This window comes from Reichenbachiella sp. MSK19-1, from assembly GCF_003590315.1.
Classification (GTDB): Bacteria; Bacteroidota; Bacteroidia; order Cytophagales; family Cyclobacteriaceae; genus Reichenbachiella; species Reichenbachiella agariperforans.
Genome location: NZ_MIER01000002.1, coordinates 1,056,397 through 1,075,848, shown reverse-complemented (window position 1 = coordinate 1,075,848; position 19,452 = coordinate 1,056,397). Strand labels below are relative to the sequence as shown.

General features: G+C 42.2%; 17 protein-coding genes and 1 pseudogene. 10 read left to right on the top strand and 8 right to left on the bottom strand.

Going from position 1 to position 19,452, the window contains the following annotated elements; genetic code table 11:
- Positions 1 to 211: 211 nt before the first annotated feature.
- The 8 genes and pseudogenes from groEL to BGP76_RS04500 form a co-directional block, all read left to right on the top strand.
- Positions 212 to 412 (top strand): annotated as a pseudogene (gene groEL, locus BGP76_RS04535) (chaperonin GroEL); the annotation flags it as partial.
- A gap of 464 nt (positions 413 to 876) precedes the next feature.
- Positions 877 to 2,163, top strand: a complete 1,287-nt coding sequence (locus BGP76_RS04530) for an alginate export family protein (RefSeq protein WP_119843760.1) — start codon at positions 877 to 879, stop codon at positions 2,161 to 2,163.
- Between the two features lie 26 nt (positions 2,164 to 2,189).
- A complete protein-coding gene (locus BGP76_RS04525; RefSeq protein ID WP_073118933.1) occupies positions 2,190 to 3,722 on the top strand; it encodes a methyl-accepting chemotaxis protein in 1,533 nt (510 codons plus the stop codon).
- Positions 3,723 to 3,952: 230 nt separating this feature from the next.
- Positions 3,953 to 4,843 (top strand): 3-hydroxybutyryl-CoA dehydrogenase, encoded by an 891-nt coding sequence (locus tag BGP76_RS04520; protein ID WP_119843759.1) that lies wholly within the window; start codon positions 3,953 to 3,955, stop codon positions 4,841 to 4,843.
- A 1-nt stretch (position 4,844) separates the two neighbouring features.
- Positions 4,845 to 5,918: a DNA/RNA non-specific endonuclease gene (locus BGP76_RS04515; protein ID WP_119843758.1), complete on the top strand. Its 1,074-nt coding sequence runs from the start codon at positions 4,845 to 4,847 to the stop codon at positions 5,916 to 5,918.
- 358 nt (positions 5,919 to 6,276) lie between these two features.
- Positions 6,277 to 7,599: a PQQ-binding-like beta-propeller repeat protein gene (locus BGP76_RS04510; protein ID WP_119843757.1), complete on the top strand. Its 1,323-nt coding sequence runs from the start codon at positions 6,277 to 6,279 to the stop codon at positions 7,597 to 7,599.
- On the top strand, positions 7,583 to 8,182 hold the full coding sequence (locus BGP76_RS04505) for a hypothetical protein (RefSeq protein WP_119843756.1): 600 nt from the start codon (positions 7,583 to 7,585) through the stop codon (positions 8,180 to 8,182). Before BGP76_RS04510 ends, BGP76_RS04505 begins: the two co-directional genes overlap by 17 nt.
- Position 8,183: 1 nt before the next feature.
- A complete protein-coding gene (locus BGP76_RS04500; protein WP_119843755.1) occupies positions 8,184 to 8,732 on the top strand; it encodes a hypothetical protein in 549 nt (182 codons plus the stop codon).
- Positions 8,733 to 8,861: 129 nt separating this feature from the next.
- On the opposite strand, the gene BGP76_RS04495 is transcribed toward BGP76_RS04500, so the two are convergent.
- The 5 genes from BGP76_RS04495 to BGP76_RS04475 all read right to left on the bottom strand — a co-directional run bounded on the left by BGP76_RS04495 (position 8,862) and on the right by BGP76_RS04475 (position 15,037).
- Positions 8,862 to 9,452, bottom strand: a complete 591-nt coding sequence (locus BGP76_RS04495; RefSeq protein ID WP_119843754.1) for a tetratricopeptide repeat protein — start codon at positions 9,450 to 9,452, stop codon at positions 8,862 to 8,864.
- Between the two features lie 62 nt (positions 9,453 to 9,514).
- Positions 9,515 to 10,618: a DUF1573 domain-containing protein gene (locus BGP76_RS04490; protein WP_158584050.1), complete on the bottom strand. Its 1,104-nt coding sequence runs from the start codon at positions 10,616 to 10,618 to the stop codon at positions 9,515 to 9,517.
- A 367-nt stretch (positions 10,619 to 10,985) separates the two neighbouring features.
- Entirely contained in the window at positions 10,986 to 12,824 is a 1,839-nt protein-coding gene (gene yidC / locus BGP76_RS04485) for a membrane protein insertase YidC (protein WP_073118953.1), read from the bottom strand.
- A 28-nt stretch (positions 12,825 to 12,852) separates the two neighbouring features.
- Positions 12,853 to 14,484, bottom strand: a complete 1,632-nt coding sequence (locus BGP76_RS04480; RefSeq protein ID WP_073118957.1) for a CTP synthase — start codon at positions 14,482 to 14,484, stop codon at positions 12,853 to 12,855.
- Between the two features lie 169 nt (positions 14,485 to 14,653).
- A complete protein-coding gene (locus BGP76_RS04475; protein WP_317041703.1) occupies positions 14,654 to 15,037 on the bottom strand; it encodes a VOC family protein in 384 nt (127 codons plus the stop codon).
- Positions 15,038 to 15,198: 161 nt separating this feature from the next.
- Between BGP76_RS04475 and xseA the strand changes: the two genes are divergently transcribed.
- Both xseA and xseB read left to right on the top strand, forming a co-directional pair.
- Positions 15,199 to 16,443, top strand: coding sequence for an exodeoxyribonuclease VII large subunit (gene xseA / locus BGP76_RS04470; RefSeq protein WP_119843753.1), 1,245 nt, complete (start codon positions 15,199 to 15,201; stop codon positions 16,441 to 16,443).
- Positions 16,444 to 16,448: 5 nt separating this feature from the next.
- The gene (gene xseB / locus BGP76_RS04465) at positions 16,449 to 16,646 is read left to right on the top strand and encodes an exodeoxyribonuclease VII small subunit (RefSeq protein ID WP_073118962.1); all 198 of its coding nucleotides are present in this window, start codon (positions 16,449 to 16,451) and stop codon (positions 16,644 to 16,646) included.
- 52 nt (positions 16,647 to 16,698) lie between these two features.
- On the opposite strand, the gene BGP76_RS20220 is transcribed toward xseB, so the two are convergent.
- The 3 genes from BGP76_RS20220 to BGP76_RS04455 form a co-directional block, all read right to left on the bottom strand.
- The gene (locus BGP76_RS20220) at positions 16,699 to 16,875 is read right to left on the bottom strand and encodes a hypothetical protein (RefSeq protein WP_158584048.1); all 177 of its coding nucleotides are present in this window, start codon (positions 16,873 to 16,875) and stop codon (positions 16,699 to 16,701) included.
- Positions 16,876 to 17,015: 140 nt separating this feature from the next.
- Positions 17,016 to 17,678 (bottom strand): response regulator transcription factor, encoded by a 663-nt coding sequence (locus BGP76_RS04460; protein ID WP_073118964.1) that lies wholly within the window; start codon positions 17,676 to 17,678, stop codon positions 17,016 to 17,018.
- Entirely contained in the window at positions 17,641 to 19,272 is a 1,632-nt protein-coding gene (locus tag BGP76_RS04455) for a PAS domain-containing protein (RefSeq protein ID WP_119843752.1), read from the bottom strand. Before BGP76_RS04455 ends, BGP76_RS04460 begins: the two co-directional genes overlap by 38 nt.
- Between the last annotated feature and the right edge of the window lie 180 nt (positions 19,273 to 19,452).

Genomic DNA, 19,452 nt, shown 5'->3' with positions numbered 1-19,452 from the left:
GATTCAGTGGGACTACATGCAAACGATAGCAACAATACTACCCCTCCCATCAAACTTAACGGTTTGCACATGATTTAAATTTAGGTTGGTTAAGAATTAGTTTTTAATCACAGCGTTAAGATGCTATATAACGAATATACAAATAAAAATGAATGAAACAAACGCACTCCTAAAAGCTAACGGTTTAACATCAAATAGACGTTTTCAGCCCAACGCTAGAACAGATGTCTATGAAGAGAGGTTCAAAGCAGGTATCATCGACCCTACCAAAGTGACTCGACTGGCACTAGAGAATGCGGCTTCTATCGCAGCGCTACTATTGACTACTGAAGCTGCAGTAGCAGACTAGCCTGAAGAAGATCGTGCTCCAGCTATGCCTCCTATGGGCGGCGGCATGGGCGGCATGATGTAATATCAACAGCCTTTTCGTCCGACAGGTTAGTACGGACATCTAGTTATATATCAAAGCTCAGACAGTCAATTGCCTGAGCTTTTTTTGTCACTACCCTAGCATATCTCTGCCCGTAACATTAGAAACTATAGTTTCTATAATGATAGTCAGTTCTCACCATCTACGTCTTAACACCTAGATCTACCAAGTCAAAGTTCAACATAAGTAGATTCTTAATTTTAGATTCCAAAAATCATCTCAGCTACTCACCACCCCACCCTAGTACGCTCAAAGCATATCGCTTTCTAAAAAACACTCTCATTCCACAGCGACCCCACAGCAGTAAATCATTCGATCCAGCCTAGCTCCACTTCTATTCTCCCAAACCTATTAAGCATTTATACCTAGAAAAAATTACACTTTAAATCGGATTGATTACGGCCTCTACCTGTATCAATTTTGGAACATCAAAAACCAATAGACAAATGAGCACCACTCAAAAACTAATCTTCCTTATTTCTCTTTCCTTATTCGGGTCTCACTTCACTAGTGCGCAAGATCAAAACTTCACGCTACAGGCCGAGTACCGACTAAACCCGCTATACTCCCATGGCTACCGTATTCCTATGACAGAAGGGAGAACCGCAGAGGGCTACATTGGTCAACGTACCCGTGTGATCATGAACTATGAAAAAGCAGGTGATATGAGTTCCCAAATCATCCTGCAAGATCTCCGAGCCTGGGGTACATATAAAAACAATGGTCAAGCAGGAAACCTCAGTATATTTAGGGCTTGGTTTGAAAAACAAATCGTCCCTAACCTATCTGTCAAACTAGGGAGACAAGGATTTATATATGGTGACCAATACATCCTCGGTGGGCTCAACTGGGGAGGAAACATGGCACATGATGCTGCTCTCGTCAAATACGAAAAGAAAGGATTCAAAGCGCACCTTGCCCTCGCATACAACTCAACTGGGTTCACCTTAGAGCATGTTCGTTACACCTATCAAAACCACAAAAACATGCAGTTTCTGTGGTTACAAAAAAACACAGACAAGCTTTCAGCAGCCTTTGTATTCCTCAACAGAGGACTCGAAGAGCCAGATGGTAGCCTAGAAATACGCTACGATCAAACAACAGGTGTCAACGTAGGTTATCAAATAACTGAAAAATTAAACCTTAAGGGGATTTACTATCACCAATTCGGACAAGATACGCTCGGATCTAGCAAAAAAGTAAATGCCTTTTTCTATTCTGCACAAGCCAAGTTCAAACCTAACAAAAACATACAGTTCACCCTCGGTACAGATGTCATATCGGGTACCTCTACTGCTGATGCTGCCAATCCTAACTATGGAGAGCGCAATGATTTCGACATTCTATTCGGTCTTAGACATGGGCATTTTGGCTACTTAGATTACTTCTACACCAAGTTATGGCCTGTTTCTGGTCTGGAAGACTATTATTTAAAATCTAATTTCAAAACGGGTCAACGATCAAGTTTGGATGTAGATGTACACGGTTTTTTCAGCCAAGCCAAAATCTCTAACGAAACGAATACAGGTACACTCGATGACTATTATGGTACAGAGTTAGATCTCAGATGGCATTATAAGCAAAGCGACAACACCAAAGTCTCTTTAGGGTTTAGCCACATGTGGGTCACAGACACCTACCTAAGTTACTATGATACAGATAGCGAAGATGGTTCGTCAACTATCTATGCCGTCATCACGGTGAAACCGACCTTCTTGAACAAGTCTTTTTAACCAGTCTCAGCTAAAACAAACACACTATGAACTTTCTAACAAATCTCAAAGTATCCACCCGGGTGTTATCGGTATTCGCTATCATCATTGCGCTATACATCTCTAACATCTTCTACAACACGTACAGCCTTTCGTTGATTCGTGGCAACATCGAAGCGATCTACCAGGACTGGTTGGTCAGTATCAACTACCTATTACAGTCAGACCGTGATGGATACCAAGCACGACTAGAATTCAGTGAAATCTTAGCCAACTTCTCAGACGAAGGAAGCAATTCGTACAAATTAGATGACAAATTTGTAGAAGTAGATGAAAACATCCATCAGCTAAACGAGCGCTTTCAAAATTTCAAATCGATATATATAACAGCGACAGGCAAGAGTGACTTAGTACAGTTTCAATCTTTCGAGTTTCAGTATAGCAAACTCGTCAACCATACTGCACAAATCCGAAACAGCCTCAAAGCAGGTGACTTGGCACAAGCCAAATACATCTACTTCGAAGATTTCGCAAAAGCATTTGACACACTACGACTCGCGATCGATGAACTCACAGAAATTAGTGAAAAAGAAGCCGCACAGCACTTTAACCAAAGTATTGATCGATCTGAACAAATACGTCAGATAGCATTTATCTTCTTTGGGGTTTTGATGGTATTCATGATATTGTCAAGCATCGTGCTGACACGTAGTATTGTCAAACAACTCGGGTGTGAACCCACCGAAGCAGCTGACATAGCGCGTAACCTATCAGAAGGAAACCTCAACATCACATTTGATGATCGAAATGAGGGACTCTACGCCGATCTCAAAGTCATGGTAGAACAGCTTCGCAAAATCATCACAGAAGTCGTTTCTTCTGCGAAGAATGTCTCCTCTGCCAGCGAGCAATTGACCAATATATCTATAGGCCTATCCCAAGGAGCCAATGAGCAGGCAGCATCTGCTGAAGAAATCAACTCCTCTATGGATATGATGACCGAATCGACCGTCAACAACAGTGACAATGCCCGTGAGACAGAACGAATCGCTGACACAGCCTCTGCCAGCGTCAATAACGCGTCGCAAGCCGTCGGTGACACAGTCAAAAGCATGAACTCTATTGCAGAGAAAATCACCATCATCGGTGAGATTGCCAGACAAACCAACATCCTCGCACTTAATGCTGCTGTAGAAGCCGCTCGTGCGGGAGAACAAGGAAAAGGATTCGCAGTAGTTGCTGCAGAAGTACGAAAACTAGCGGAGCACTCCCAAAAAGCCGCAGCAGATATCGATGACCTCTCTAGATCCAGTGTATCTGTAGCAGAAAAATCAGGCACGCTACTCCATGACCTAGTACCTGAAATCAACAAAACTGCCAGTCTAGTGAAGCAAATCGCTGAAAGCTCGCTCGAACAAAACGAATCGTCTAAGCAAATCAACAGTGCTATCCAGCAGCTCAACGACATCATACAAAGCAACTCTGCCAGTGCAGAGGAGATGGCCAGTGGATCAGAAGAACTGTCGAATCAAGCCGAAACACTCAAAGAACTGGTGTCCTTCTTTCAGGTGGACAGCTAAAAAGTAATTGTCTTCAAATTTGTTTTAGTTATGTAGCCCTCGTTCCTCAAAAGAACGGGGGCACTTTTCGTTTCAGCCCTTGCTATCATCGTAGAATACCGATGTATACCCAAGATAGTTTTGTCTGTTTTTTTCTCCACATCCTGACAATTCACCCCTCCTTATTTTCATCATACTAGCATTTTTCGCTAACATTGATCTCGTATACACATCCCAAAAATTCGACAAAAATGAAAAACATATCAGTGATCGGCGCGGGCACCATGGGCAACGGGATTGCACATGTTTTTGCTCAAAATGGATTCAAAGTCACACTCATAGACATCTCTGAATCTGCACTACAACGCGGGCTATCTACGATAGAAAAAAACCTAGACAGACTCCTCGCCAAAGAGAAAATCACCGAGGCAATCAAACTAACCACCTTGACCAATATTACCACCTCTACTCACCTAGCTGATGGAGTACGTCAAGCTGATTTAGTGGTAGAAGCCGCCACCGAAAACCAACAGGTCAAACTAGACCTATTCAAACAAATCGATCAAGCTGCTCCCGCCAAAGCTATCTTAGCATCCAATACATCCTCCATCTCTATCACTCAGATCGCAGCTGCTACTCAGAGACCCAGTCAAGTGATCGGCATGCACTTCATGAACCCCGTACCTATTATGCAGCTCATAGAAGTGATCAGAGGTTATAGCACCAGTGATGAAACGACTCAGGTCATCATGACTCTATCACAGCAGCTAGGCAAATTACCCGTGGAAGTCAATGACTACCCAGGCTTTGTGGCCAACCGTATCCTCATGCCTATGATCAACGAAGCAATCATCTCGTTGCACGAAGGAGTCGCTGGCGTAGAAGAGATCGATACAGTCATGAAGCTCGGTATGGCGCACCCCATGGGGCCTTTGCAGTTAGCAGACTTCATCGGACTAGACGTCTGCCTTTCCATTCTCAAAGTCTTGGAAAGTGGTTTTGGGAATCCCAAATACGCCCCCTGCCCTCTCCTAACCAACATGGTAACCGCAGGCATGCTAGGTACTAAATCAGGCGAAGGTTTCTATACCTATACACCTGGATCAAAAGAATTAACAGTTTCAGCAAGGTTTAAAAAGTAAGATGGCAAAGGCAAAAAAAGCGAGTACAGCGAAATCAAAAAAAGGTAACGAAGGAGGCAACCAACCTTTCGTCATCCTCATCATATTGGTACTGATAGGTGTATCGATATACGGACTACAGCACTTTTCTACCGTCTCGAATTTCGAACCCATCACTCTGGACTGGAAGTCCACGCAAAAAAACGAGCCGACCACCACCACATCAACGAAAAACAAGCCAAGAGAAGTCAAAAAAGAAAGTGGACAGACAAAACCTAGTGAGAGAAAGTCAGAAAAAAAAGAAGCTACTCCGCCCCCTATTCCATCGAAGACTGAAAAGGAACAACCCGTAGAAACCGTACAGCCCAACGAGGAATTGCCGACCTATACCAATACAGATCAGTACTACTTCTCTCGTAGTTTTGATTTTGCATGGCCTAGCTATACACAGGATGATCAAATCATCGAACATGAGTTCTATACGCTCAAATACAACGAAAAGACAGAGCAAGCAGACTGGGTAGCCTACAAGTTGACCGCCGCTAATCTAAAAAATGCACGCTTCAAACGAAAAGACAACTTCAGAGCAGACCCTGCTGTGCAGACCAAATCTGCTCACCCAGATGACTACAAAGGCAGCGGTTATGACCGAGGGCATCTAGCACCAGCCGCCGATTTCACTTGGGACGAAAATGCGCTAAGCGAGACCTTCTATATGAGCAACATGAGCCCACAGGCACCAGGATTCAACCGAGGGATTTGGAAAAAACTCGAAGAGCATGTGAGAGACTGGGCGATGGACAACCAAGAGGTTTTTGTAGTGACTGGACCGATCTATACAGAAAAAGGCAGCAAGATTGGCAAAAACAAAGTCGTTATCCCTGACGGCTACTACAAGGTAATCCTAGAACTCAACGGCAATGAGGTCAAAGCGATAGCTTTCCTCATGGAAAATGAAAAATCCAGCATCGGTCTATACGAATACGCGATGAGTATAGATGATCTGGAGAAGAAAACAGGAATGGATTTCTTTCCATCCATCCCAGATGATCTAGAGGACCAAATCGAAAGTCAGTACAACTACGCTGCGTGGTAATATTGATTCAGCTTCTCAAAAAAGAAAAGCTTTCCAAATACCGTTGACTGCCAACTTTATAGAAAAAAGAAAACTCTCCTCTTCTTCAATTCCAAAATGACTAGGTTATTTCACCTTAAATCATTGATTTAGCATGAATAACCTACATTTTGGCAGGATGTTAAAGGTTATTGACAGTATTATAAACACCGTTGTAAGTTATATTGCAAGAAGTACTTGTGTTTCATTACCCAAGTGGCCACTATTTCCTCATGGAAAGGACAGAAAGCGAAACTTCCAGGGGTGAACCATTTGGAAATGGGTGATCATGAAAAAACAGAAGAATTGATGCGAACTATTTTTAACGGAACTAAATATAATGCCTTTTTTAGAACAGAACCTAGGTAACATAAAATCAACAAGAATAATAAGCAGCATCAGCTGCTTATTATTCTTGTTGATTTTCATAAGCTGTATAGAAGACAGGAATGAAAAACCCTATCAAGAGTTTGATACCAATGGGGTTTTAATTGCTCAGACTCCTTTGTGGAGTTACAATTCTTACGCAGGAACTGGAGGGTCAACAATCACTCCAGAGTACTATGATGGGAACATCATGTTACCAGGTTCGGATTCATTGGGACGTGATGTAATCAATGCAATTAACCTGAATACTGGGGAGAAGGTTTGGAGTTGGAATGAAAGCCTGATACAAAGTGGATTATATAATAATAGTGAGTATGAAATCTCGATAATGAATAAGGTTTGGATTTTTCAGGACAGCAGGTATTTTCAGGCTATAGATGTAGAGACTGGTAAGACTATTTGGCGGAAAGAGTTAGATGGAAATATAGCTACTGGAGTTCAGATTTTAAATGATAAATATTATACAATTTTTGAATTTATGGAAAATGATACGATTACCCACCCGACCTTGATAGCAGGAGATATCCTGACTGGAGAATATGAGAAAATCGTAGAAATTCCATTGGATCAAATTCAATTCTTTAGCTTTTTTTATGGCGCAACTTCCCCACCTAGGCTTTATATAGAAAATGGAGAGATATTCGCTTTTATGGTTTTTACCTCCAATGTAGATTTATATGCCAATCAGAGTTTACATCATATCATGTCTTATAATGTGACTCAACGAAAAATACATGTTGATAAAACAAGAGTAGGTCTTGATACGATGAATCTTCCGTTTAGTCAACGACCTGTTATGTATAAAAATGTGATGGTCGTTAATCCCTTTGAAAGGTTGTATGGTATGGATAAAAATACTGGAGAAGTACTTTGGGAAAGAGATGGATTTGGAAATGATGGCAGTGGTGTATTTACTTATGCTTTGTACAAAGATTTGATCTTTACTGTTAATAAGACAGGTGGTACTCAAAGAGTGATGGCTATGGATCCAGAGACAGGTAGAACCGTGTGGCAAAACTTAGGCAGAGGAGGTTCTGCAGAATCTGTGCATTTTTTGAATGACGTGTTATACTTCAGCAGTAGAGGAGATGGCCATGTCTATGCCTATGACACCCATGATGGGAGATTGTTGTGGGATTTAACACCGCCAAGTGGAGGAGGGCGTTTTTTTCAAGGTTATGGTGGATTTAGAGTCGTGCCAGGTGAAGAAGATGAAAAAGGAAAAGTAATTGCGACAACTAGTAAAAACACCTATTGTTATGAAGCAGAGAGATGATATGAAAAAGAAGGCATTTAAGTTGATACTCATCATTGTGCTATTTGTCCCATTGGCCGCTCGTGGGCAAGCGTATGTAGGTGGAGGATACATAACCTCTACTAATTCAGACTCCCATGATGTCAAAGGTGTAGAGGTTGTCATACAGTCAAAGTATCAGATCAAAGATTCGCGATTCGCTATCATGCCTAGTGTGAATATGGGCTTGCTTTATGAGTACGTCAACAAAGAGTACTTAGAATCCTATACGACTACCTTGAGCATAGCCGCCAATGGGTCTTTTGACATCATACAGAGCAAGTGGGTCATTTTTTCACTCTTTGCAGGACCCGTGATGCGCTGGGAGCATACTTTCGAGCCAGGGTCTGAATCAACTTTTAATGAGTATGAAGCCAGAGCAAATAAATCACATGAGTGGGGTTATGAGTTGGGAGTTACCTTGGATGTTCGAATATCAGATAAAATATCTACTCGTCTGATTCCATTCGCTGTACAAAGGACGCTCAAGGAGCAGTCATCGTTACTTCATCAAACAAGTTATTTGACTTTGATGATAGGAATCAATAACACTAAAAAGAATTAAGATGTTTTTAAGAATAGTATTAATAGGGTCATTGGTCACCATGCTATCCATCAGTCAGACAAAAGCGCAAGTGTTTTTTGGAGCTGGGTATACACATGTCAAGTTTTCGGATAGGGAGACAGATGCATCGGGAGGATTAACCATTGCTACACATTATCACCACCAAATAGAAGATTCAAAACTGGGGTGGCAAATCGCTCTCAATGTCGGCATGCTGTATGAGCAATTTCAAGACGAAGCTTTTCCTTACCAGAGCTATTTTAGCGATTTGGATATCATACCGTCCCTAACCTACCGTCTGATCCATAGAGATAAAATAAACCTCTATGCTTCTGCAGGTCCTTTCTTGTCTTGGACAGTAGGTCTTCGAGACGGTAATCTAGATTACCCTTTATCTCATATAGACGAATGGCGTGCAGGGATAGATGTAGGCTTAGGATTTGACTATGCCCTATTTGAGAAACTACAATTAAAAATAATGCCTTTTACCTTCCAGTATGGAAACAACAATTATCAGCAGTATTCTAGCGTATTGTATATCCGATTATAAGATTCGGAGCACTCCTATTATGGAACCGTCCAAAAAGTATTTGGAAGTGCCATGTGTATACATCATGAAATCGAGATGAATTCAAACCCCTTCCTTTTGCTTGCGCATAGCAAAAGGAAGGGGTTTGATTTAATTACAATACTTAGTTATTGCAGCCTCTGCTTCCTTGATGTTCAGGTTTTGAGCTTGTTTAAAATCCTTACAAGCTGCAGATTTTTTATTTTCTTGCATATTGAGTGCTCCTCTGTAAAGGTAGGCTTCACCATATTCCTTGTTCAGATTGATCGCATTGTTATAGGCAGTTTTTGCCTTCTCGAATTCCCCCATGTGATGGCTAGATCGTCCCACCCAGAAAAACCCTTCTGCCAAATCATCCTTTAGTTTGATTGCAGACTCAGCAAAGAAAAATGATTGTTCATAATTCCCTTCTCTATAAAAATGCTTAGCCAAACTGAGCATAGCTGAGGTATTCTTCTTGTCCAACTCCAATACCTGCTTGAAATCTACCAAAGCCTTGTCATACTGCTTTAGCTCTTCATAAGAGCGCCCTCTATTGTAGATAGACTTCACGTGTGACGGGTGGAGTTCCAGATACTCATTGTACGACTTGATAGCCGCTTTGTAATCCTTGCTCAGGTACAAATTATCACCCTTATTTTTATCCTCAGCTTCACAGCTGATCAATAGTGCCAGAGCCATCACATATAACAAATTCTTCATATTTCAATATTTTGCTGCAAAGCTAAATGCTTTTGCTTAAGATTCAACTAGCTCGGTATAGATTAGCCTTTTTTAATCACCGTAACACGGATGGTAACCACCTGAGTAGACTCCTGAGGATCATTTGAGTAAATATATACCGTCTTGTTCTGTCCTCCTCTCATACCACTGGTATCGAGCGTCAACTTCATAGAGGCCGACTTCCCTGACTTAATCGTGTAGTCGTCTAGCTCCGCTACTAGACAAGCACATGAACTCTCCACTTTTCGTACATCTAGCATACCAGCCCCCGTATTCACTAGCGTGTATTCCACTTCTACAGTTTGTCCTTCATTGACCCTTCCAGCATTGTTTAGTTTATCATCTATAGACAGCTTAGGTGCTTTTGCCTTTTCTCCATCCGTCATCGGTGCAAAATACTCTCTGACTGATGCACGCACATTAAAGTTCTTCTGCCCTTCGTCCTCTTCGTCTGTGTAGATGGCAATTCCATAATTTTTCGATCCCAGAGCATCCTTCTCTTTATTTGGGTCATAGGTGAGCATTACGTTTGCCTTTTCTTTTGGTGCCAATGCCAACGTATCAAAAGTCACAACCACAGCTGCAGGCCCATCATACTGATCCAAAAACCGAACGGTATCCTCACTATCGTTGTACATCTCGATGTAAGCCACTGACTCCTTCTCTGTCGTGATACGGCCTAGATTAATATTCGTATTTTGAACACGCAGTGCTCCCATTTTGATAGGCAGTTCTTCTTCTAGGGTCTTCTTTCGTGGGATCACCGTTCCTTTGATATAGACATAAGTACTACCTGCTCCTGAGCTATTGATACGAAGAGATTTACTAAAACTCCCAGGTCTGTTTCGCGGATTGTACTGGGCTCGTACAAAGCCTCGATCTCCTGGTGCAACGGGCTCGCGTGTCCAATCTGGCGTAGTACAGCCACATGAGGCCTTGACATAGGTAATCGTAATCGAGTCTTCTCCTACATTCTCGAACTCAAACTCATGCATGACTGGACCATCTTCCTCTTTTACCTGTCCAAAATCATAGGTCGTCTCTATAAACTTTAGCTTATCTTGAGCAACAGCCTGATTTACACCTAAGACAGACATCATACCTATACACAGCGTCAAATAACGCATCATTATCTTCTTATTCATAGGGTTCAAAATTAAGGATATTATTGATTCTGCATGAGTGGAATCGGACAATTCACGTGTCATTTCAAATGAGATTCCTCAAAAGAACGGATCAGCCTGTAAAGTTGGGGGATAAACTCGGTAGACAGGTTCGATATTTTAAGACTTATAAGAGATGGTCATTCACGAAAAACAAAAATGAATTTCGAACAATGAATCTTGGAATCACGAAGTAATCCTAGATCTCCCCCCAGAAATACGGATTGATCCAAAAGAACAACATACTACAAAAATCCAGACTCTACTAACTAAACAATATTGTCTACATATATAAAAAAAGCCCTGACTTCCGATGATAGTCAGGGCTTTGGTTCCTCAGAACTAGGTATTATTTTTTCCCTTTGTTCTTTCTTGATTCTTCGCCTGCTTTGAGTGCTTCGTCTAGTTTCTGCTGAAACTTAGATTTCTTCTTGTTGACGTTTTTCTTTCTATTTTCGTCCATCACCACTTTGATCTTATCCTCGTCGACGAGTTTTCTAAATAGCGCTGTCTGACCAAATGACACGAGGTTAGACACGAAGTAGTAGAATGTCAAACCTGCAGAGTAACTGTTCAGAAAGAACAAGAACATAATCGGCATCATATACTGCATACTCTTCATAGGCCCTTGCATCTGTGTATTCATTTGGCTATTGGTCCATGTCACTGCTAGGGTAGATACTGTCATCAGGAGTGTAAACAAACTGACGTGATCTCCATAAAATGGTATCGTGAAAGGCAAATCCCATACACTATCATAAGTAGACAAATCGTGCGCCCATAGGAACGCCTCCTGCCTCAGCTCAATCGAGTTAGGAAAGAAGTTGAACATCGCCAGTAGAAAGGGAAACTGTAGCAACATAGGAATACATCCACTCAGTGGGTTGACACCTGCTTTTTGGTACAGAGCCATCGTCTCCTGCTGCGTCTTTTGCGCATCGCCACCTGCTTTTTCGTTCTTCTCTTTGATCGCATCCATTTCAGGCTTCAAGACCTTCATCTTGGCCATAGACATGTGTGACTTATAAGTCAGTGGAGCGAGTATCAGTCGAATGATAAACACCAACAGAATAATGATAACCCCATAATTAGAGATATACTGCTCTAGGAAGTTAAATACTGGAATGATCAAAAACTTATTGACGAACCTGAACAGCTTCCATCCTAGATCCACGTTCTCTTCATAGCCTTCGGTGACCTTTTTAGTAATGGCGTAATCGTTCGGCCCATAGTAGTAAGTAAACTTACCTTTGCCAGTTTTGAGATCTCCTACAGGGAGTATAACCTCCGCCTTGGCAGTTTTGACAATGGTACTATCATCCTCATCATTAACAACTGTAGATAGCACTGCAGAACTAAACTGATTATCAGCTATTAATCCTGCGTTAAAGAACTTTTGCTTGATAGAGAACCACTTTACCGGCTTAGCGACAGACTCACTCTCTAGATCATCACCAGAACCGACATTGTCCACCCCTTCCGAAATCGGCATGTAATTAATGGTCGTTTTCTGTCTTGATTCTTTGAGTGTGTTTTCCTGACGCTTGATATTGTCTACCCAGTTCATCTGGACATCTTGGTTATCCACTACTCCATCCAATCCTACTAGATTGATTTCGTACTTTACTTGGTACCCCTTGTTTGGCAAGCTATATTTTTGCTCTACGTATCTGTTGTCATCAAATGCCATACGAAAACGAAGGATTGTCGTATCTCCTTTGACCTCCTTGGCACTAGCGTAGTACAACTCAGATATATTGACTGGTTTATAGTTGCTAAGCAAAATCAGATTAGTCGCGCTACTCTTCGCATCGAAGAGAATCAACGGCTGATCATCGTAAGTCTTGTACTTCTTTAGTTCCGCCTGCTGTACTGTCGCACCTTTAGAGGACAGCTGTAGCTTCAGCACTTCATTCTCTAACACGAATTGTTCTTCGCTACCATTGGCAAATCCTGCAAAGAGACCATACCGCTCTTTTTGGATGACAGTGGCCAAAGAATCTGCTTCTTCATCTACAGGTACTGCTACATCACCCTGTACACCACTCATAGCTATCGTATCTGGGGCTGCTGTAGTGGTGGACGCTTCTTCCTGAGTCGGAGCAGGAGTCTCTGGAGCGAAAAATTGAAAGTAAACAGTCATGAGGGCTACCATCACGACCATTCCTATTATCTGTTTCTTATCCATTTATAATTATTATAACTAATATCTGATATTATCTCTCTGTTGATGTCAATTCTCTTTTGTAAAGCAATGCTGCCTTGACAAATTTGACAAAAAGTGGGTGTGGGTTCAATACAGTACTCTTGAGCTCAGGGTGAAACTGCGAACCAACGAACCATCGATGATCCTTCAGTTCTACGATCTCTACCAGTCCTGTTTTAGGATTGACCCCTGATGCGATCATCCCATGCTTTTCGAATTCCTCCAAGTACTTGTTATTGAACTCATATCTATGTCTATGTCGCTCGGAGATTTTGGTTTGACCATACGTTTGGTAAGCCTTAGTTCCTTTTTTGATCTGGCAGTCATAGGCACCTAACCTCATGGTACCACCCATCTCAGTTAAGTTCTTTTGATCTTCCATCAAATCAATGATGGCATTTTCAGTCTCGCCATTCATTTCTCTAGAGTGTGCAGATTCCAGCTTGAGGACATTTCGTGCGAACTCTACTGTCGCACACTGCATCCCAAGGCAAATTCCGAAAAATGGGATATTGTTTTCTCTGACATATTTGATTGATTCGATCTTCCCTTCTATACCACGCTCACCAAAACCTGGTGCAACTAAAAGGCCATGCACATTACTCAGCAGTTTCTTAGCGTTTGTACTATCAATTTCTTCGGACGAAATCCAAGTCACATTGACTTTACACTCATTGGCTGCTCCAGCGTGTACAAATGCCTCGCTAATCGACTTGTAGGCATCCTGCAACTCCACATATTTACCCACCAAGGCAAGCTTGATCTCGTCAGTGGGGTTTTTGAGTCTGCCCAAAAATTCTTTCCAATGCTCTAGGCCTGGCTCTTTCTTATAGGAGAACTTCATCCTAGAGAGTACACGCTCGTCTAGTTTCTCTTTTCTCATCAGCAATGGCACATCGTAGATCGACTCTGCATCCATCGCTTCTATCACACAGTTATGTGGTACGTTACAGAATAGTGCGATTTTCTTTCTTAGATCTTGCGGCAATTTGTGTTCACTACGGCATACCAAAATATCTGGCTGTATCCCTGCCTCTAGCAGTTGTTTGACGGAGTGCTGGGTAGGCTTAGTTTTCAACTCACCCGCTGCATTCAAAAACGGAATCAACGTCAAGTGAATGTTGAGTGCATTGGTAGGTCCCAACTCGAACCTAGCCTGACGAACGGCCTCTATAAATGGCAGTGACTCAATATCCCCTACACATCCACCTAGCTCTGTAATCACAAAGTCGAACTGATCCGTCTCGCCTAGTTTATAGATACTATTTTTAATTTCGTCCGTGATATGTGGAACGACCTGTACAGTCTTGCCTAAAAATTCACCTTCTCGCTCCTTCTTGATCACGTTGTAGTAGATTCTACCAGTGGTAACATTGTTGGCCTGAGAAGTCGGTACGTTCAAAAAACGCTCGTAGTGACCCAAATCCAAATCTGTCTCAGCACCATCATCTGTCACATAGCATTCGCCATGTTCGTATGGATTGAGCGTCCCTGGATCGACGTTGATATAAGGATCAAACTTTTGAATAGTGACAGAAAAACCTCTGGCTTGTAAAAGCTTGGCTAATGAAGCCGAAATAATTCCTTTCCCTAAAGATGATGTTACTCCGCCCGTAACGAAAATATACTTTGTAGATGTCATTGAGATGTGATTTCGAACCTGATGTTACGGGGCACAAATTTAGGTCAATAGTATGAATTACAAAGGTTGGCCTCACTTATTATTTCCCAATCACCTTTGAACCTACCTGACGGCACATTAAGTCCCTAATGCTCTTGACCCTAGGCAGGGAAATTATTTTAAATTCAAATTACTTGGTGATTTCAATGCGATTACCTTCTGGATCCAATACCACACTTTCATAATATCCATCACCTGTAGTTCTAGGCTCTCCTACTACAGTGTATCCATCTATTCTCAATTGCTCAGTCAACTGATCGACAGTCTCTTTGCCTCCCACTGATAAAGCCAAATGAGCCCAGCCCAACCTTTCACCAATATAATCTCCTTTCACATCCTCTCGTGACATCAGCTCTAGTCGAGCCCCCTCTGGCCAACTCAAAAAATAGGAAGAGAAGCCCTTTGTTGTATTGACATATTTTTGATTAGAAGTAGCACCAAAGTATTGTTCATAAAACAGTCTCGTTTTCTCTAAATCCTTTACCCAAATAGCTACATGCTCTACTTTTATCATTATTTCAATGTTTGATGAGACGAGATTCGATTGATTAACGACGATAGAGCAGCTAGGTTTTAACCTCTACATTATGATTTGATCAAAAAACATCAAGCGAACGCAGGCAAACTCTTCCATTTCGTCTTTAGTTTTGACCTTGAATACAAACCCAATGCAAAGTGGAGCAATACAGTCTTTCTGAATTCAATCTTTTCGTCAAAAAAACACTGAGCCAACAACTCGCCCCCTCCTACTGGATCGTGGCAGAAATCGGCGAGATGAATATTGCACAGAAAGGTCATTGCTACATGGATTTGGTAGAAAAGGAAAACAACTTCATCAAAGCCAAAATGCGAGCTACCGTTTGGTCATATGCCTTTGCCAGCATCCACAATCAGTTTCTCCATATCGCAGGCACTCCGCTTAAAAAAGGCATGCAAATCCTCCTCAATGCCAGTTTTGAATTCCATGAAGTGTACGGCGTTAGCCTCAACATCAAAGACATAGACCCGAATTTCACACTTGGGGAGCGAGAGAGAAAGAAACGAGAGACACTCCTACAGTTGGAGCAGGACGGCATCATCGATCTCAATCGATCACTAGTACTGCCCCAAGTGCCACAGCGCATTGCGATCATCAGTTCGGAGACCGCCGCAGGCTATGGTGACTTCCTGAGTCAGATCAACAACAACGCCTATGGGTATCGTGCCGAACTCAGGTTATTTCATGCAGTAATGCAGGGAGATCAGGCGGTTGCTTCTATCATCGATGGTTTGCATCGAATCTATGAGATAGAAGATCAAATCGATGCGGTGGTGCTTATTCGAGGTGGTGGTGCCCAGACAGATTTGGATTGCTTTGATGATTATGATCTCTGCGCACATATTGCTCAGTTTCCGCTCCCAATCATCACGGGCATTGGGCATGAGCGTGACCAAACTCTCGCAGACCGTGTCGCCAACGTCAATCTAAAGACACCAACAGCCGTCGCAGAATTCATCATCAGCGGAATGATGGAGTTTGAGTCGTCAGTCAATGGCTTTTTTGATCAAATAGCAGGGTTGGCTAGTCAGCAGATCAAATCCTCTCAGGAGAGACTTATCCAAACCTCGCATATCATTGACCTCAAAGCCCAACAAGTCATCCAACGTGCAGAACATCAACTTGACATGCTGTCTCAGGTGCTTTACCGAAGCCCCCTCGAGATCATTCGAAATCAGACACAGCAACTCACCGCATTAGATAAACTACTACATGCGCACGACCCTCAGGAAGTGCTCAAAAAAGGATACAGTATCACCAAAATCAATGGACAGGTACTCAATGCAAAAGATCAACCCAAAGCTGGTGATCACTTGGAGACCTACAGCTACGGCAAAAAAATTAGAAGTACAATCACAGAAGTTAACACCCTAGAGCAATAAACATCATGGCAAAGAAGAAACTGAGTTCCTACAACGAGGCATACGAAGAATTGCAAACCATCTCCGCCAAACTGGAATCGGGAGAAGCAGATATAGATCAACTCACTGTCCTAGTCAAACGCGCCAAGGAACTCGTAAAGTTCTGTCAGGACAAGTTGCGGGCGACAGAAAGTGAGCTGTCTGAGACCGAAAAGTCTTCATAAGAAAACATTAAAACAAAAGAGGTCAGATAATCTGACCTCTTTTGTTTTAATGTTATGCTGAAAGCAGGGCTGATTTGAATAAGTAGTCCACGACCCACTCGTTTAATTCTCTTTGCCCTTCTGTGTCCAGAGACTTCATAGCTTTTCTATATTCCTTGTCAAAAAGCTCCTGACTGAAACTTACTCGATCTAATATCAACTTGTAATAATTCAAATAAGACTGGTTCATTGTTTCTTTAGTTTAACGCTGCTTGTTTGCGAGCGCAAGAAATAAAGAAACAACAAGTTTTAACTTTTCACCGAGTTAAGGTTTTGTAAAACCTCTTGTCCCTGATAAACTTAAGTTAACCTAGCCATCACGCGACAGTATCATAGATCATCGAAAAGGTCCCGCTCCATCGCATAGATCACCAAACCTGCCACATTTTTGCATCCTGTCTTTTCGAGCAGGTTACGCTTATGAGCATCTACGGTACGCATTCCTATAAATAACTCATCGGATATTTCTGCATTCGAGTACTCCTTACATATTAGGTGCAACACTTCCTTTTCACGGGAGGTCAGTGGGATCTCTCGGGTCAGTCGCTTTTTGGGATCAGGCTTAGCCGCAGTATCTCGTACGATGATGTCTGTCACTTCTTGTGCATAGTAGATATTTCCATCCATGACGCGCGTAATAGCGGTATTCAGTTCATCCTCTGTACAGTTCTTGAGTAGATAGCCATTGGCACCAGCTCGCATCATTTGTTTGATATGGTGGTTTTCGTTGAGCATGGTTAGGGCTATGATTTTGACCTTTTCATCCTTGGATCGGATCTGGGTTGTCATTTCTATCCCATTGAGCACAGGCATGGCGATATCCGCGATGATGAGATCAGGGTGGTATTGCTGCTGTTTCTCTACTGCATCCTGACCATCGTCAGATTCTGCCACGATCTCATAGGTATCATTGTATTCAAGGAAGGTTTTGATCCCTTCTCTTATCATTTTATGATCATCGACCAATAGGATCCTTAATTTCGGTTCGGTCATCTTGATTTTCGGTTTGGTATGGTACTTCTACTAATATATGTGTGCCCTTGCCCACAGCACTATCTACTTCTAACTTGCCTCCCAGAGCAGTCGCTCTATTGGACATATTGTTAAGACCAAAGCCTTTGGCAGGGTCAAGTACATCACTTTCAAATCCTATGCCATTGTCATCAATAGTTAGAATAAGCATACTCTGGTGTCTCATGAGCTGAATAGTCGCTTCCTTAGCCTGGGCATACTTCATAATATTGGTGATCGCTTCTTGTGTGATACGATAGAGGCACAGCGCCACGTCCTCAGGTAGACCATCGCTACCTAGGTTATGTTGGAAATCAAATTTTGTACTCGTCGTAGGTCTAATATTATCTATCATCGCAGCAACAGCCGCCACATAACCATAATCTTGAATCGTCTTTGGCATCAGTTTATGACTCAGACTGCGAGTTTCAGCGATCGCTTCATTTACAGAACCAGAGGCTGACTCTATATAAGCCTGCGCCTTAGGATTCATAAGTTTACGCTTGGCATGCTGGAGATTAAGATGAGCAGTAGTCAGTATCTGCTGTAGATTGTCATGTATTTCTCTAGAGAAATAACGTCGTTCTCTATCTTCGGTCGCCAGTGTAGCGGCCATGACTTTCTCATGACTTTCGACTCGATCAGTGATGTCTATGATACACCCCTCGAGTGAGGCTTCTCCATGACTATTCTCTTGCACTGTCCCTTGTTCCCAGAGCCATTTTGTTGTACCCTGCAAATCAACAATTCTGTAGTTGACCTTATAGGATGGCCCCTTCTTTAATTGACGATTGATTTCCATCCATATAAAATCCCTATCGTTAGGATGAATCAATTCAGCAAAGGATTTTTTAAATTCTGGTGCCAAAAACTGACTCGCCTCATATCCCGTCAACTCCTCTACATAGGGACTGATATATACCATCGTCCAAGACTGATCCATGGCACACCGAAATACGACACCCGGTATATTATGCACCAAAGACTGGTAGCGTCTATTGGTTTCGACGATTTGCTGAGATTGTTGGACGATGTCCTGTTCCAGAGAGTTTCTATAGATGATTTTGGTAAGGATGGAGCCAATAGCACAGGCAAAAGACTGTAAAACAGACAAGGTAGCCTCACCCCAGTCGCGCTCCTCTTCCATAGAGTTTAAACTCAAAGTCCCCCACAGATTCTCTCGAACAAAAATCGGAAAAACCACCCCTGATTTACCTCCTGTCAATTCTAAGTGACGGCTGATCTCTAGATCCGCAGTACTCTTTTTGAATGCATAAGACTTACCAGCCTTGAGCAGTTCAAATATCTGAGCAAATGCTGCTAGAGGTTTATTCGTGTTTTGCGCTAAGCGTTTTTGGCTATAGACTTTCATCCAATGATGTTTGACAGACAAAACCATCTCCTTGCCTGGTGTCAGGCTTACCTCTGCGACAAAAACATCTCCATCGAATGCTTGCCCAATATGCTGCAAAGAGCGATCTAGTGCTTCTTCGAAGTTTTGATTGATGATCAATTCGTTGATCGCTTTGGAAACTCCTATCAGTACGCAATCATTGTATTCTCGAGCTGTCTGCATGATCTATGGACTTTAATTATTGAAATTAACACAAAAAACTAGGCAAGGAAATAGAATACGGCAGTTTCCGCAAAAAGAAAAAGGGAAGCCATATATGGTATATGGACTTCCCTTCAAATCAATTTGTTTCGTTCAAGAAACAAATCAGCTATAAACGTAGAACCTCATTGCATAAAAAAG

Bases quoted from the DNA above. Each gene is read 5' to 3' on its own strand.
- BGP76_RS04530 (WP_119843760.1), top strand. From the start codon at position 877: ATGAGCACCACTCAAAAACTAATCTTCCTTATTTCTCTTTCCTTATTC.
- BGP76_RS04525 (WP_073118933.1), top strand. From the start codon at position 2,190: ATGAACTTTCTAACAAATCTCAAAGTATCCACCCGGGTGTTATCGGTA.
- BGP76_RS04520 (WP_119843759.1), top strand. From the start codon at position 3,953: ATGAAAAACATATCAGTGATCGGCGCGGGCACCATGGGCAACGGGATT.
- BGP76_RS04515 (WP_119843758.1), top strand. From the start codon at position 4,845: ATGGCAAAGGCAAAAAAAGCGAGTACAGCGAAATCAAAAAAAGGTAAC.
- BGP76_RS04510 (WP_119843757.1), top strand. From the start codon at position 6,277: ATGCCTTTTTTAGAACAGAACCTAGGTAACATAAAATCAACAAGAATA.
- BGP76_RS04505 (WP_119843756.1), top strand. From the start codon at position 7,583: ATGAAGCAGAGAGATGATATGAAAAAGAAGGCATTTAAGTTGATACTC.
- BGP76_RS04500 (WP_119843755.1), top strand. From the start codon at position 8,184: ATGTTTTTAAGAATAGTATTAATAGGGTCATTGGTCACCATGCTATCC.
- BGP76_RS04495 (WP_119843754.1), bottom strand. From the start codon at position 9,452: ATGAAGAATTTGTTATATGTGATGGCTCTGGCACTATTGATCAGCTGT.
- BGP76_RS04490 (WP_158584050.1), bottom strand. From the start codon at position 10,618: ATGAATAAGAAGATAATGATGCGTTATTTGACGCTGTGTATAGGTATG.
- yidC (WP_073118953.1), bottom strand. From the start codon at position 12,824: ATGGATAAGAAACAGATAATAGGAATGGTCGTGATGGTAGCCCTCATG.
- BGP76_RS04480 (WP_073118957.1), bottom strand. From the start codon at position 14,484: ATGACATCTACAAAGTATATTTTCGTTACGGGCGGAGTAACATCATCT.
- BGP76_RS04475 (WP_317041703.1), bottom strand. From the start codon at position 15,037: ATGATAAAAGTAGAGCATGTAGCTATTTGGGTAAAGGATTTAGAGAAA.
- xseB (WP_073118962.1), top strand. From the start codon at position 16,449: ATGGCAAAGAAGAAACTGAGTTCCTACAACGAGGCATACGAAGAATTG.
- BGP76_RS20220 (WP_158584048.1), bottom strand. From the start codon at position 16,875: ATGAACCAGTCTTATTTGAATTATTACAAGTTGATATTAGATCGAGTA.
- BGP76_RS04460 (WP_073118964.1), bottom strand. From the start codon at position 17,678: ATGACCGAACCGAAATTAAGGATCCTATTGGTCGATGATCATAAAATG.
- BGP76_RS04455 (WP_119843752.1), bottom strand. From the start codon at position 19,272: ATGCAGACAGCTCGAGAATACAATGATTGCGTACTGATAGGAGTTTCC.